At 61.6% G+C, this 14,227-nt stretch carries 13 protein-coding genes, 1 tRNA gene and 1 other RNA gene; 14 read left to right on the top strand and 1 reads right to left on the bottom strand.

Annotation, left to right across the window (positions count from 1 at the left end; genetic code table 11):
* Window positions 1-92: 92 nt before the first annotated feature.
* The 14 genes from smpB (at window position 93) to QMK17_RS01680 (ending at window position 13,597) form a co-directional block, all read left to right on the top strand.
* Window positions 93-566 carry an SsrA-binding protein SmpB gene (smpB, locus tag QMK17_RS01745; RefSeq protein WP_283506618.1) on the top strand — a complete coding sequence of 158 codons (474 nt, stop codon included), beginning with the start codon at window positions 93-95 and terminating at the stop codon, window positions 564-566.
* A 67-nt stretch (window positions 567-633) separates the two neighbouring features.
* Window positions 634-1,485, top strand: a complete 852-nt coding sequence (locus QMK17_RS01740) for a DMT family transporter (protein ID WP_283506683.1) — start codon at window positions 634-636, stop codon at window positions 1,483-1,485.
* 94 nt (window positions 1,486-1,579) lie between these two features.
* Window positions 1,580-2,947 carry an NAD(P)H-binding protein gene (locus tag QMK17_RS01735; protein WP_283506617.1) on the top strand — a complete coding sequence of 456 codons (1,368 nt, stop codon included), beginning with the start codon at window positions 1,580-1,582 and terminating at the stop codon, window positions 2,945-2,947.
* Between the two features lie 81 nt (window positions 2,948-3,028).
* Window positions 3,029-3,399: a transfer-messenger RNA gene (gene ssrA / locus QMK17_RS01730) on the top strand.
* Between the two features lie 130 nt (window positions 3,400-3,529).
* The gene (locus QMK17_RS01725; protein ID WP_283506616.1) at window positions 3,530-4,228 is read left to right on the top strand and encodes an alpha/beta fold hydrolase; all 699 of its coding nucleotides are present in this window, start codon (window positions 3,530-3,532) and stop codon (window positions 4,226-4,228) included.
* On the top strand, window positions 4,225-5,505 hold the full coding sequence (locus QMK17_RS01720; protein WP_283506615.1) for an NAD(P)/FAD-dependent oxidoreductase: 1,281 nt from the start codon (window positions 4,225-4,227) through the stop codon (window positions 5,503-5,505). Before QMK17_RS01725 ends, QMK17_RS01720 begins: the two co-directional genes overlap by 4 nt.
* On the top strand, window positions 5,502-6,236 hold the full coding sequence (locus QMK17_RS01715) for a DUF1365 domain-containing protein (protein ID WP_283506614.1): 735 nt from the start codon (window positions 5,502-5,504) through the stop codon (window positions 6,234-6,236). Before QMK17_RS01720 ends, QMK17_RS01715 begins: the two co-directional genes overlap by 4 nt.
* Window positions 6,233-7,504 (top strand): SAM-dependent methyltransferase, encoded by a 1,272-nt coding sequence (locus tag QMK17_RS01710; RefSeq protein ID WP_283506613.1) that lies wholly within the window; start codon window positions 6,233-6,235, stop codon window positions 7,502-7,504. The genes QMK17_RS01715 and QMK17_RS01710 overlap by 4 nt, the downstream gene beginning before the upstream one ends.
* On the top strand, window positions 7,501-8,832 hold the full coding sequence (locus tag QMK17_RS01705) for an SAM-dependent methyltransferase (RefSeq protein WP_283506611.1): 1,332 nt from the start codon (window positions 7,501-7,503) through the stop codon (window positions 8,830-8,832). Before QMK17_RS01710 ends, QMK17_RS01705 begins: the two co-directional genes overlap by 4 nt.
* Before the next feature lie 2 nt (window positions 8,833-8,834).
* A complete protein-coding gene (locus tag QMK17_RS01700) occupies window positions 8,835-9,629 on the top strand; it encodes a DUF1295 domain-containing protein (RefSeq protein WP_283506610.1) in 795 nt (264 codons plus the stop codon).
* A gap of 124 nt (window positions 9,630-9,753) precedes the next feature.
* A complete protein-coding gene (pgm, locus tag QMK17_RS01695) occupies window positions 9,754-11,394 on the top strand; it encodes a phosphoglucomutase (alpha-D-glucose-1,6-bisphosphate-dependent) (protein ID WP_283506609.1) in 1,641 nt (546 codons plus the stop codon).
* Entirely contained in the window at window positions 11,391-12,620 is a 1,230-nt protein-coding gene (locus QMK17_RS01690) for an MFS transporter (protein ID WP_283506607.1), read from the top strand. Before pgm ends, QMK17_RS01690 begins: the two co-directional genes overlap by 4 nt.
* Before the next feature lie 37 nt (window positions 12,621-12,657).
* Window positions 12,658-13,410, top strand: coding sequence for a DsbA family protein (locus QMK17_RS01685; RefSeq protein WP_283506605.1), 753 nt, complete (start codon window positions 12,658-12,660; stop codon window positions 13,408-13,410).
* 114 nt (window positions 13,411-13,524) lie between these two features.
* Window positions 13,525-13,597 (top strand) — tRNA-Ala (locus QMK17_RS01680).
* A 213-nt stretch (window positions 13,598-13,810) separates the two neighbouring features.
* On the opposite strand, the gene QMK17_RS01675 is transcribed toward QMK17_RS01680, so the two are convergent.
* The gene (locus QMK17_RS01675; RefSeq protein WP_283506603.1) at window positions 13,811-14,158 is read right to left on the bottom strand and encodes a histone-like nucleoid-structuring protein Lsr2; all 348 of its coding nucleotides are present in this window, start codon (window positions 14,156-14,158) and stop codon (window positions 13,811-13,813) included.
* Window positions 14,159-14,227: the final 69 nt, after the last annotated feature.

Genomic DNA, 14,227 nt, shown 5'->3' with positions numbered 1-14,227 from the left:
AAGAAAATCGATTGCGCCGCGGTTCTATGCTGGAACGGTTGTGCGCGACGGCGCGCGTGACACAGGTGCAGCGCTCGAGAAAGGGCCCTGAAGTGAGAGAAAAGGGCCGCAAGGCCATCGCGACCAATCGAAAAGCACGACACCACTACTCGATTCTGGATGTGTACGAGGCCGGAATTGCGTTGCTCGGTACCGAAGTGAAAAGCCTCCGAGAGGGTAAGGCGTCGCTGGCGGACTCGTTCGCGACGGTCGATGACGGCGAAATCTGGTTGCGCGGCTTGCACATTCCCGAGTACACGCAGGGCAGCTGGACCAACCACGCACCGCGTCGCAATCGAAAGCTGTTACTGCACAAGCGCGAGATCGAACGACTGGTCGGCAAGGTGAAGGAAGGCTCGCTCACCTTGGTGCCGCTGTCGATGTACTTCTCCGACGGCAAAGTGAAAGTCGAACTTGCTCTGGCAAAGGGTAAGCAGGACTACGACAAGCGTCAGGACCTTGCGCGCCGGACCGCCGAGCGCGAAGTCACTCGCGAAATGGGGCGACGCATCAAGGGCATGCGATGAGACTGCGTGCGGTGAGACTGCGTGCGGTGAGACTGCACGCGATGAGGGGAAGGCGCTGACCGCGATCCTGCTGGCGCTCGTCGCCGCGGTCGGCTACGGCGTCAGCGATTTCGTCGGCGGTGTCGCTTCCCGTCGAGTGGCGGCACTGCGCGTCGTCATTGTCTCGTATCCATTCTCGCTCGTCGTCGTGTTGCTGATCGCGCCGTTCGTCGGCGGGTCGATATCTCTGATGCCGATGCTGTGGGGGCTGGCGTCGGGAGTCGCTGGCGGCCTCGCGGTGTGGTGGTTCTACCTGGCGCTGGCATCGGGACCGATGGCAGTTGTGTCACCCCTAACCGCGGTGCTCGTGGCGGGCATACCGGTCGCCGCGGGTTTTGCGATCGGTGAGCGTCCAGGCTCACTCGCGTTCGTCGGCATCGCGCTGGCGCTGTTCGCCGTGGTCCTCGTCAGCAGGGAATCGCCCGACGAGACCGCCGGTGAGGTAGCGGGCGGACGAAAGATGAAGTTCACGAGGATGGTCGGGTGGCTGACCGTCGGATCCGGAGTGACGTTCGCGATCGCTTTCATCTGCCTACACCAGATCGGTGACGGGTCCGGGTTGTGGCCATTGGCCGCGTCACGGGCATCCGCGACGGCAGTGGTGTGGTGTGTCGCGCTCGCGTCGGGCCACTTCTCGCCGCCGCACGGAAGTGTTTTGAAATTGGCCGCGTTCGTCGGGACGTTGGACGTTGTGGCCAATGCCGCGCTGCTCTACGCCTATCAGGGCGGGTTGCTGTCGTTGGTCAGCGTCATCGCGTCGTTGTATCCAGCTGCAACAGTGATGCTGGCGATGGTGATGCTTGGCGAGCGTGTCGGGCGAGCGCAACAGGCCGGAATGGTTCTTGCCCTCGGCGCAGTGAGTCTGATCGCGCTGGGTTGACGCACCCAGCGATTGACGCACCCCAGCAGCTGGAGTATCCGAGCAGTTGGAGTATCCGGCGGTTGAAGCGCGCCTCGAAGGGTATTGACCGGAGATGACCGACAATTCCAGCGCCAGCCCTCGCCGCGTTCTCGTCACCGGTGCCACGGGGTATCTCGGCGGGCGCCTGGCGCCAAGATTGCTCGACACCGGATACACAGTGCGAGTGCTGGCTCGGAATCCCGACAAACTCGATGGCGTTCCGTGGGCGGCCGATGTCGAGATAGCGCGCGGGGACCTCGGCGATCGCGATTCCTTGAAGAAGGCATTTGTCGACGTCGATGTCGTTTACTACCTCGTACATTCCATGGGCTCGCCGGGAGACAGTGATTTCGCCAAGACCGAACGTGAGAGCGCCGAGAACGTGGCTGCTGTTGCTGCAGAGGCCGGGGTGAGCCGAATCGTGTACCTCGGCGGTCTGCACCCCGAGACTGGAGAGCTGTCCGAGCACCTGGAGTCACGCGCCGAGGTAGGGCGCATTTTGATCGAGTCTCCAGTTCCGACGTTCGTACTGCAGGCTGGAGTGGTCATCGGTTCCGGCTCGGCATCGTTCGAGATGATCAGGCATCTGACCAACAGGTTGCCGGTGATGACCACGCCGCGATGGGTCCACAACAAAATTCAGCCGATTGCCGTGCGTGACATTCTGCACTACTTGATCGGTGCTGCAGAAGCCGAACTCCCCGTGAGCCGAACGTTCGACGTCGGCGGCCCGGATGTCATGGAGTACGGCGAAATGATGAACACGTACGCCGATGTTGCAGGACTGCGCAAGCGTCAGATGCTGGTGCTTCCGGTGCTGACCCCGCGGCTGGCCGGCCACTGGATCGGCTTGGTCACTCCCATCCCCCGGGGGCTGGCGATGCCACTGATCGAGTCGCTTCAGTTCGACGCCGTGGCCAGCGAGTCCGACATCGACAGTGTTGTAGATCTACCCGAGGACGGGCTGACGTCGTTCAGGGAGTCGGTTCGGTTGGCGCTTCGAAACATCGACGAAGGCGAGTCGGAAACGACGTGGTCCGACGCAGTGTCCGCGCCGTCCGATCCGCTGCCCTCAGACCCGGATTGGGCCGGAGAAGTCGTGTATACCGACGTGCGCAGCGTTTATCTCGGAAGTGGGCCGGACGAGATCCGCAAGCGATTGCGCGACGCGGTCGAGTCCGGCGGTCTGAAAGGTTGGCGCATCGACGACGACGGGTCGTCCAACACCGTGCGGCTGGTGTCGACGAGCGCGCTGCCCGGAAAGGCGTGGATGCTCTATCGGGCATCATCGGCGGGCGGGGGGACCAGACTGGAACAGTGCACCGACTTCTTCCCGCGTGGCCTCGCCGGACGTGTGTTCTGGTACGGATCGCTTCCCGCTCGGAAGGTGCTTTTGGGCCGGACGTTGCAGGCCGTCATGGCGCACGTCGACCGCGCATAGAACGTGCGCGGTATATCGGGATGATTCTGTCCGCGCGGCTTGTTACACTGACAAGCCCGAGCACAGTGTTCGGGAACATACGGGGCTGAACGGTTTCGACTTTGTATGTTGAGTCAGGGGAAGCGTGTCGGTGCAGGCGAGAGACCACCGTAAGCGTCATCGCAACCTTATAAGCGCCGATTCCAATCAGCGCGACTACGCACTCGCTGCCTAAGTAGCGACTGCGTGTCTGTCAGTCCGGGCTTGCCCTCGGTCCGGGTACTGGCATCAGCAAGAGGGCTTACCGATTCACTCGGCCACGGAGTGATGAGGAACATCAAACAGTGGCTGGGATCGTCATCCTGGCTTGTTTGCGAGATCAGGAGATCCAAGTAGAGGCATAGCAGACTGCACACGGAGAAGCCCTGGCAATGCAGCAGAGGACCCGGGTTCGATTCCCGGCAGCTCCACCACAAGCCGGGTCGGCGAGCACACGCTCGTCGGCCCGGCTTTGTGATGTCGGCAGGTGTTTGTAATTCACGTCACAATCGGACCGCGCAGCCTGAACCCAACCCGAAACGGTGGCGGTGACGAATAGTAGCTATGAGCGATTGCCCAGAGCCCAGGTTGTGGACAGGTCCAAATTTGGCGTCGGGTACACCGGTTCGGTGCGTCGTCCTGGTCGTGCACGGCGGGAAGCCGGACAGTCGCGCGCCGAGCCGCCCCTGGCATCTGTCCGGTCTACGTATGTGGCAGTTCACGTGGGCGATTCGGAGAGCCGGCCGACAACATGGCGTGTTGGCAGTGCAATTGCAGAACAGGTTCCGTGGATGGAACGGTGCGGAGCGGAGCCCCGTCGAGGACGCCCGGTGGGCGCTGCGAAGAATTCATCGAGATCACCCGGGCACCCCGGTGGTAGTGGTAGGGCACTCGATGGGAGGGCGGACCGCAGCGGCGGTGGCCGACGATCCGCAGGTGATCGGGATCGTGGCGCTTGCGCCGTGGTGGCCCGACGGCGGCGAACTGGGCACTGTTCGTGTGGATCAGACAATTCGCGTGCTCCATGGTCGTTCGGACAGTTGGACGGATCCGATGAAGTCGAGGCGCGAAGTCGAGGCAGCAAAGTCCAGGGGCGTGGATGCGCGCTACATCGAGATGCCTGGCGGTCATTTCATGATTCGCTGTGCGCGATCGTGGGTGAGGACGGCCACGGAGTCGGTGATGGACGTCGCTGAACATCTCCGACCTCGAGGCAGCCGTCCTCGAAATGTCTGCTCTGAAGACAATGGAGTAACGGCATGACGCGTCGGTCGGTAGCTGTCGTGGGTAGTGGTGTGGCAGGTCTCACGGCGGCCTATGTGTTGTCGAAGTCAGCTCACGTCACCGTTTTCGAGGCGGACTCGCGACTCGGAGGGCACGCGGACACTCACTACATCGACGATCCATCGGGCAAGGTCGGTGTGGACACCGGATTCATTGTCCACAACGATCGCACCTACCCCACCCTGCTGCGGTTGTTCGCCGAACTCGCGGTGCCGACTCAGGAGTCGGACATGAGTATGTCCATCCGTTGCGACGGATGTGGGCTCGAATACTCGGGCGGGCAGGGGATGAGTGGGGTTTTCCCGTCACTGCGTACGTTGGCGCGTCCGCGATACCTCGCAATGTTGCTCGAGGTGAAGCGTTTTCACCGAGCGGCCCAGGCCGTTCTCACTGCGGATGTTCTCAGGTCAGATTCGTCGAACGACGACGAAACGCTTGCCGAGTTCCTCCGCAGAAACACATTCTCCGAGTACTTCAGCTCGCACTTCATGGCGCCGGTGGTATCGGCTGTCTGGTCGTGTGACCCCGCTACCGCGCTGAGTTATCCGGCTCGATATCTGTTCACGTTTCTCGATCACCACGGAATGCTGAGTGTGACCGGGTCACCGGTGTGGCGGACGGTCACGGGAGGATCGATCGAATACGTCCGACGAGTAGCAGAGCACATCGACGAGATCCATACGGGCACTCCCGTACGTGCTGTATATCGTCACAGCGGCGGCGTCGACATCCGTGATGGATTCGATGTGCTGCGAAAGTTCGATGCTGCCGTCGTCGCAGTCCATCCACAGCACGCGCTGAAGCTTCTGGCAGAACCGACGGCGACCGAGCATCAAGTTCTCGGTGCGATGCCATACTCGGTCAACCACACTCAGCTTCACACCGACGAGACGGTACTGCCGAAGACGCTGCGTGCACGGGCGTCGTGGAACTATCGAATTCCCGAATGCGGCGCAACTCCGGACAGCGTGTTGGTCAGCTACGACATGACCCGCCTGCAACGGCTCGACGGTCCGGGTAGATTTCTGGTCACGCTCGGAGGGGCGGATGTCGTCGATCCTGCCGCCGTACTGGACGAGATGACCTACGAGCATCCCCAATACACGCCGGAATCACTCGCCGCGCAGCGTCGGCTCCCTGAAATCGATACCGCTACACTCGCTTTCGCAGGTGCTTACCACGGCTGGGGATTCCACGAGGACGGTGCCGCTTCCGGCAAGGCTGCCGCCGAACGAATCGGAGGTCGGTGGACATGACGGGTTCGAACGCCATCTACTCGACGACAATCGAGCACGTGCGGACGGCACCGATTCGAAACAGCTTCCGGTACAAGAGCTACAGCTGGTTCGTGGATCTCGACGACCTGCCCAAGCTGAAGCCCTGGGCGAGGCCCCTTGCGGGCTTCGTATCACGAGATCACATCGGCGACCCGGAGCGATCCATCCGAGACAACATCGAGGAGTTTCTCTCCGGCAACGACATCGATCTCGGCGGCGGACAAATCACGATGCTCGCGAATGCGCGCGTATTCGGTCACACGTTCAATCCATTGAGTGTGTTCTGGTGCCATGACCGTAGCGGCATCCTCGTGTGCGTCGTCGCCGAGGTACACAACACTCACGGTGAGCGGTATGCGTACCTGCTGAAGACTGACGAACGTGGTTCGGCGAGGACACCAAAGGCGTTCTACGTCTCGCCCTTCAATGACGTCGACGGTGAGTACCGGATGAGGTTGCCTGAACCAGGCGAGGCGCTGAAGCTCTCGATTGTTCTCGAGCGTGAGGGCTCGCCACCGTTCGTTGCCACCGTCGCAGGTACTCGATCGCCTGCCACCACCCGTGCTGTTGTCATCTCAGCACTCGCGGTGCCGTTGGCGCCGCTTCGCGTAGTACTTCAGATTCGCTGGCAGGGCATTCGGTTGTGGGCACGGGGTCTCCCCATCAAGGCACGCCCGCAGGCGCCGGCAGTAGGAAAGGCAAGAAGTTGACAACTGTGATCAGGTCCAAATCCGGAGTGGACACCGATGTGTGGCCGGGCATCGCCTACGTCCCCGCCGGAACCAAAGCGAAAGTCGCTGCGCCCGTTGCCGGCTTCTTGTTCCGACGTGCGGTGGGAAGATTACCCGTCCGCGTCCGGATGGATGACGGCTCAGAGATCGGGGGAGGTGATGCACACTCACCGTTGATGGTGATCAGGCGCCCCGCCGACTTCGCTGCGCGGGTGGGCCAGAGCGGACTCATCGGTTTCGGCGAGGCGTACATGGCCGGTGACTGGGATGCCGACGATCTGACGGCTGTTCTCGAGGTGTTCGCGACCCGCATGGCGTCCTTGATCCCGAATTCGTTGCAGCGCCTGCGCAGTCTCTATGTACCCAAACAGCCGCGCGCGGAACGCAACACGACGAAGAATACGCGGTCGAACATAGCGCGTCACTACGACTTGTCGAACGAATTGTTCGAACTCTTTCTGGACGAGACGATGACGTATTCGGCGGCGTTGTTCGCGGCCACGGGAACACACGAAGACAACGAGGACCTCGCAGACGCGCAGCGACGAAAGATCGACCGTCTCCTCGACCTTGCTCAGGTGGGCGAAGGCTCTCGGGTGCTCGAAATCGGGACCGGCTGGGGCGAACTCGCGATCCGGGCAGCGGCGCGTGGGGCGACGGTGCGCTCGGTAACTCTGTCGACCGAACAGCAGGAGCTTGCGGGCAAGCGTATTGCGGCCGCTGGATTCGCGGAGCGGGTGCAAGTGGATCTGCTTGATTACCGGCTGGTCGACGGTGAGTACGACGCCGTGGTGTCGGTCGAGATGATCGAGGCGGTCGGACATCAATACTGGGGAACGTATTTCCAGACGATAGACCGGCTGCTCGCCCCGGGCGGCAGGGTCGCGATCCAAGCGATCACGATGCCGCACGACCGCATGGTAGCGACGAGAAACACCTACACCTGGGTGCACAAGTACATCTTCCCCGGCGGGTTCCTTCCCTCGATTCGCGCGATCGAGGAAGTCACCGAGAGTCAGACGAGTCTGCGTGTTCGCGAGCGACTCTCGATGGGTGATCACTACGCGCGCACACTGCGCCGGTGGGACGAGGAATTCCGTGCTCACCCCAAGGAGACCGCCGAGCTGGGATTCGACGGCATCTTCGATCGGATGTGGCATTTCTACCTCTGCTACTCGGAGGCCGGCTTCCGCTCCGGATACCTCGATGTGCAACAAATAGTGCTCGACCGAAGGGGCGACAAATGAGCAAGACCTCGTCTTCGTCCATCGCTCCGCGTATCGCGGAGCTACTGGCGCCCTTCGTCGGCGGCGAGCTGCCAGTGCACCTGACCGCATGGGACGGGAGCATCGCAGGACCCGCCGATGCGCCGAAAGTTCTGCTGAAGAGTCCCAACGTTCTTCGTCGGCTGCTGTGGAGCCCGGGTGAGCTCGGCGCCGCGCAGGCATACGTCACCGGCGAACTGGATGTCGACGGGGATGTCGCTGCCGCACTCGATCACGTGTGGTCGGAGGTACGTTCGCGGAATCTCGAGGCCGTTCGGCCTTCGCCCGCCGCGTTGATCAAGCTGGCCAAGCTGGCGCGCGAACTCGGTGCATTCGGTCGCCCACTCGCCGCGCCTCCGTCGCAGGCCGTCGTCAAGGGCCGTCTGCATTCTCTGGTGCGGGACCGCGCCGCGATCAGTCATCACTACGACCTGTCGAACGATTTCTACGAGTTGGTACTCGACTCGAACATGGCCTATTCCTCGGGCTACTGGACGTCGGAGGCAGAGAACTACACACTCGACGATGCCCAGCGCGACAAACTCGATCTCGTATGCCGCAAGATCGGGCTCGACGCACAATCCGGAATGCGTTTTCTCGATGTCGGGTGCGGCTGGGGCTCACTGAGCCTGCACGCGGCCGAACATTACGACGCTCGTGTCGTCGGCGTGACCATTTCTCGAGAGCAGAAAGCGTTCATCGACAAGCGAATTGCCGATCGTGGACTGCAGGACCGCGTCGAGATCAGAATTCAGGACTACCGCGAAATTCCCGACGGTCCGTTCGACGCCGTTGCGTCGATCGAGATGGGTGAGCACGTCGGCGAATCCAACTACCCGACATACACCGCAGCACTCACGAAGAACGTGCGCCCGGGGGGTCGAGTGCTGATTCAGCAGATGTCGCGCAAAGAGGGTGACAATCCGGGTGGAGGGGCATTCATCGAACAATTCATTGCGCCGGACATGTACATGCGTCCAGTCGGACGAACCGTCGCCATGATCGAGGAAGCCGGGCTCGAGGTCCGCGATGTGCACGCGATGCGTGAGCACTACGTCCGCACGGTCGATGTGTGGACCGAGCGTTTCGAATCCCGGTGGGACGATGTTGTCGCCTTGGTCGGTGAGGAGGTCGCACGTGTCTGGCGGTTGTATCTTGTCGGCGGCGGAATGGCGTTCCGGGACGGGAGGATGGGCGTCGACCAGATACTGGCTGTTCGGCCGGGACCATCCGGTCGCGTCGACATGGAACCAGTGCGGCCACAGTGGGTCGGCGAGCATGGGGTCGGCGAGCGAGGGGTCGGCGAGTAGCCATGCGTTCCTTCGACTGGTCCGAGTTTTCGACCGTCTCGGCTGCATCCCTGATCGCCACAGCAATACTGATGGTCGTTACCGCGCTGATCGGCGCACGAATCGGACGGCACAGCGTCGTCGACGTGACGTGGGGCGGCGGCTTCGTCTTGATCGCAGTGGTTGCCGCACTTGTGGGCACCGGCGAACTATGGCGCAGGCTCCTTCTGCTCGCGATCGTCGCACTCTGGGGACTGAGGCTGGCGTGGCACGTGTTTCGTCGATCGATCGGCAAAGGTGAAGACCCGCGGTACGAGGAATTGCTGTCCAAAGCAACGGGCAACACCACGCTCTATGCACTGCGCAAGATCTATCTGACCCAGGCAATAGCGCTGTGGTTCGTCTCCCTTCCGATTCAGGTGTCGGCGGTCGCGCATGGTTCCGTCGCTGCTCCGGTGGTGATCGGTGTACTGCTGTGGGCGGTCGGTCTGACGTTCGAGGCCGTTGGCGACGCGCAATTGAACGCGTTCAAAGCCGATTCGTCGAACAGAGGAAAGATCATGGACCGCGGTCTGTGGTCGTGGACCAGGCATCCCAACTACTTCGGGGACGCGTGCGTGTGGTGGGGGATCTACCTCGTGAGTGCCTCTGCGTGGCCGGGGATCCTGACCATTCTCTCGCCAGTTGCGATGACGTACTTTCTGGTCTTTGCGACGGGAGCGAGATTGCTGGAGAGGTCCATGGCCAAGCGGGACGGGTACCCCGAGTACCAGCGCCGAACCAGTTACTTCTTTCCACTGCCGCCGAAGCAGCCGTGATGTTCGAAGCAGCCGTGATGTTCGACGCCGGATGACGTTCGATGCCGGGTGCACCGACACGGGCTCGGCGATGGGCCTAGTGTTGACTGCGGTCTGAGTCGCTGTTTCGAGAAGGAGGCGCATCGTGGCGCACGCTAGAGCAGGAACGGTTGCTGCACCGGAGGATCTCGTTGATATCGCGCAGTTGGTCACTGCGTACTACTCACGTACGCCGGACGTATCGGATCCGGATCAGCAGGTGGTCTTCGGAACTTCGGGCCATCGCGGGTCGAGCCTCGACACGGCGTTCAACGAGGGACACATTCTTGCGACGACGCAGGCCATCGTCGAATACCGTGCTTCGCAGAGCATCACAGGGCCGTTGTTCATCGGCCGGGACACCCATGCGCTCTCCGAGCCGGCCTGGACCACTGCGCTCGAAGTGCTTGCCGCGAACGATGTCTCGGTTCTGATCGACTCGGGCGATCGCTACACGCCCACTCCCGCGGTAAGCCACGCGATTCTTCGGTACAACGACTCCGGCTCCTCGGCGCGCGCCGACGGCATCGTCGTGACGCCATCGCACAACCCACCCCGTGACGGCGGATTCAAGTACAACCCGCCACACGGCGGCCCTGCCGACAGTGATGCGACATCCATCATCGCCGCACGTGCGAACGAACTGTTGAAAGAGGGGTTGCGCGGCGTCAAGCGAGTCTCGCTTGCGACTGCCCTTGCCACCGTCGTGGACAAGTACGACTATCTGGGGACGTACGTCGACGACCTACCCAACGTGGTGGATATGGATGCGATCAGAGCGGCGGGTGTGCGGATCGGAGCGGATCCGCTCGGTGGCGCGAGTGTGGATTATTGGGACGCGATCGCCGAACGCCACAACCTCGACCTGACGGTTGTGAACCCACTGGTCGACGCTACGTTCCGTTTCATGACGCTCGACACCGACGGTAAGATCCGGATGGACTGTTCGTCACCGAACGCGATGGCGTCGTTGATCGCGGCGCGCAATTCCTACGACATTGCAACAGGCAACGACGCCGATTCGGACCGTCACGGCATCGTCACACCCGACGGTGGTCTGATGAATCCGAACCACTATCTGGCCGTTGCCATCGACTATTTGTTCACGCATCGATCAGGTTGGTCACCTGCAACCAAAGTCGGCAAGACTCTCGTGTCGTCGTCGATGATCGATCGGGTGGTTGCCGGTCTCGGTCGCCAACTTCTCGAGGTGCCGGTCGGCTTCAAGTGGTTCGTGCCAGGATTATTGGACGGTGATCTCGGTTTCGGCGGCGAGGAGAGCGCAGGCGCATCGTTCCTGCGGTCCGACGGACGAGTGTGGACGACGGACAAGGACGGCATCACAATGGCACTCCTCGCATCCGAGATCACTGCCGTAACCGGAAAGACTCCCTCGCAGCGCTACGCGGAATTCGCCGCGAAGTACGGCAGCCCTGCCTACGCTCGTGTCGATGCGCCGGCAACGCGCGAGGAAAAAGCGATTCTGGCAAAGCTGTCACCGGAACAGGTGACGGCAACGCACCTTGCGGGAGAGAAGATCACCGCGACATCGACCACGGCGCCCGGCAACGGCGCTGCCATCGGTGGCCTCAAGGTGACCACCGAGAATGCATGGTTCGCGGCGCGGCCGTCCGGTACGGAGGACGTCTACAAGATCTATGCCGAGTCCTTCGAGGGTGAAGCCCATTTGGCCGAAGTACAAGCCGCTGCGAAAGAAGTGGTGGCGCAGGCTTTGAACGAGTCGTGACAGAAACCAACTCACCCGAGAACCACGCCGGATCCACTGCGTTACCGTCCGACATCTGGGTTCTGATCTCGGCCAGCTTCGTCATAGCTCTCGGTTTCGGCATCGTCTCACCCGCATTGCCGCAGTTCGCCACGGAGTTCGGCGTCGGCGTGTTCGCGGCGTCGGCCGTGATCAGCACGTTCGCGATGATGCGGCTGCTCTTCGCTCCTGCCAGCGGAGCGCTCGTTCAGAAGTTGGGCGAGCGCCCGGTGTACTTGACGGGATTGTTGATCGTCGCATTGTCCACGGGAGCATGTGCATTCGCGCAGACCTACTGGCAGCTGCTCGTGTTCCGTGGGCTCGGTGGCGTCGGTTCGACGATGTTCTCCGTCTCGGCGCTAGGTCTGCTGATCCGAATGAGCCCGTCGCAGAGTCGTGGTCGCGTTTCCGGGTTGTACGCCACCAGTTTTCTACTCGGATCGATCGGCGGTCCGTTGTTGGGCGGTGCAGTCGTCGGACTCGGTTTACGTGCGCCGTTCATCATCTATGCGATTGCGCTCGTGATCGCTGCGGCGGTGGTGTTCTTCAGCCTGGACAGCATGAAGGAACCGGCGAGTGCTCATGATTCGTCCATTCCTATTCTGTCGCTGCGGGCGGCGCTTCGCGTTCCCGCGTACCGGGCGGCCCTCGCGTCGAACTTCGCCACCGGTTGGACCGTGTTCGGAGTTCGAGTCGCCCTCGTCCCTCTGTTCGTCATCGCGGTTCTGGATCGATCGGCAGCCGTTGCCGCGGTCTCTCTCGCGGTCTTCGCAGTCGGCAACGCGTTGGTGCTCATCACTTCGGGTCGCTTGTCGGACGCCCATGGGCGTAAACCGTTCGTCGTGTTCGGACTCGTCGTCGCCGGTCTGGGGACCGCTGCGGTGGGATTGGCCGATGACATCGTCCTGTTCATGATCGCCTCGTTCGTTGCGGGGGTCGGTTCCGGTCTGATGACGCCGGCGCAGCAGGCATCGGTTGCCGATGTCATCGGATCCAAGGCTCGCGGAGGGCCGGTCCTGTCGACGTTTCAGATGTCCGCCGACGTCGGTGCGATTCTCGGCCCCGTCGTAGCGGGCGCCGTGGTCGAGGCGTATTCCTACGGCACGGCGTTCGTACTGTCCGGGGTCATACTTCTGGTAGCGGCAGGCGGGTGGCTCCTCGTCCCCGATACGACCGACCGAAAACAGGTCGCCGAACCGCCTTCGTGAACGATCGGCGTCCACCCGGCTACGTATCATGAGGACGGTGAGCCAAAAGAGAACCTCGAATACGAAATACACACCGCAGCCGACGTCGAACAGATTCACGTACATTCTCGCCGGAGTCGCGTTGTTGGTCGTCGTCGTTGTTGTCGTCGTGGCCATCCTGTGGCAGCGAGGTGGAGACGAGCCGCGTAACGACGGCTATGGCTCAGTGAACAATTCGGCAGTCGAGTTGGTCGTGCAAGGCGACGGAGTGGTGCAATTAGCCGTTCCTGGCGCTTCGCGAACAGTCGACATCTTCGAAGACCCCATGTGCCCGTTCTGCGGCCAGCTGGAAGTGAAACACGGGCAGGAACTGGCCCAGAAGATCGACAACGGAACAATCGGAATTCGGTACCACATGGTGGTCCTGCCGCAACTGAACGAAGCGTCAGCCAGTGGAAACTACTCGAGCAGGGCAGTGGCCGCGTCGCATTGCGTGTCGAACTCTGCTGACGCTGTCGTCTATTCGGCATTTCACGCAACGTTGTTCTCTTCCGAGTTTCAACCGAAGGAGAACGGCGACACCGATCACAGCGATGCCGAGTTGGCCGATATGGCGAAGCAGAACGGCGCGAGCGAAGAGATAGCCGACTGCATCACGTCAGGTTCGATGGCCACAGTTGCTGCAGCAGATGCCGAGACTGCGCGTGCAGCGTTGGCAGCGTCGGGTGCCGCAGGAACCCCCGGTGTGCTGGTCGACGGCTCCCTCGTCGACGCTCTGCGCGATTCCGGCTGGGTGGAGTCGATCGGCTGATCCGACAGGGGACCGCCAGTCTCGCTCTCGAAGCCAACCAGCGGATTTGTCGCGTCGAGTGAACATGGTGTAACTTCGTTCGAGCAACCGCAAGGTAACGCGGAAGTGAAGTACGGGGCTATGGCGCAGCTGGTAGCGCACCACACTGGCAGTGTGGGGGTCAGGGGTTCGAGTCCCCTTAGCTCCACTCGAACGAAAAAGGGAGTCACCGCGAGGTGACTCCTTTTTTCGATTCCGAGGCCGGGCACTGTGTGATAGCGGGGTTATCTCGACTCATGCAGATTGCGGTTTTCCCGAGCTATTCGTGAAGGCAGCAGATATTTCCTTCACTGGTGCGGACTTACCGCGACGATTCGGCAGCCTCACCGCCGACAGGTATTGCACCGCCGACAGGTATCGCTCAGTGCGCGGCGTCGAATGCCTGCTCGACGTCCGCGGGGATGCGGCCACGGGCAGAAATGGTGTGGCCGTTGGATTTGGCCCATTCTCTGATCGCTTTTGTCTGGTTTGCGTCTCGCTTCGACCTGGAATCCGATGTTCCCGCAGACTTTTTGTTTCGTTTTCCGCCGACTCGAGCGGAGTGCTCGATGTAGTAGTCCAGCTTGCGATGAAATTCTTTGGCGTTCTTGTCGCTGAGGTCGATCTCGTAGTTCGCGCCGTTGACCGAAAATGTTATGTGTTCGCCACCGGAGTCGATTGGTCTATCGTCGATATCATCGACAAGTTGCACGTAAACTTTTTTGGCCATTCTGCAGTTCTCCAATGATCATTCGGGGTGCGTCTGCATCGAACTTTAGGCGACTATACGACTGCGCCT

It is taken from the genome of Rhodococcus sp. G-MC3 (assembly GCF_030063335.1).
Classification (GTDB): Bacteria; Actinomycetota; Actinomycetes; order Mycobacteriales; family Mycobacteriaceae; genus Rhodococcoides.
The sequence above is the reverse complement of the archived record's forward strand: the minus strand, read 5'-3'. Positions and strand labels throughout refer to the sequence as shown.

What these genes read in the sequence shown, in the direction of transcription:
- QMK17_RS01735 (WP_283506617.1), top strand. Translation starts at nt 1,580, where the DNA reads ATGACCGACAATTCCAGCGCCAGCCCTCGCCGCGTTCTCGTCACCGGT.
- QMK17_RS01725 (WP_283506616.1), top strand. Translation starts at nt 3,530, where the DNA reads ATGAGCGATTGCCCAGAGCCCAGGTTGTGGACAGGTCCAAATTTGGCG.
- QMK17_RS01720 (WP_283506615.1), top strand. Translation starts at nt 4,225, where the DNA reads ATGACGCGTCGGTCGGTAGCTGTCGTGGGTAGTGGTGTGGCAGGTCTC.
- QMK17_RS01715 (WP_283506614.1), top strand. Translation starts at nt 5,502, where the DNA reads ATGACGGGTTCGAACGCCATCTACTCGACGACAATCGAGCACGTGCGG.
- QMK17_RS01705 (WP_283506611.1), top strand. Translation starts at nt 7,501, where the DNA reads ATGAGCAAGACCTCGTCTTCGTCCATCGCTCCGCGTATCGCGGAGCTA.
- QMK17_RS01700 (WP_283506610.1), top strand. Translation starts at nt 8,835, where the DNA reads ATGCGTTCCTTCGACTGGTCCGAGTTTTCGACCGTCTCGGCTGCATCC.
- QMK17_RS01675 (WP_283506603.1), bottom strand. Translation starts at nt 14,158, where the DNA reads ATGGCCAAAAAAGTTTACGTGCAACTTGTCGATGATATCGACGATAGA.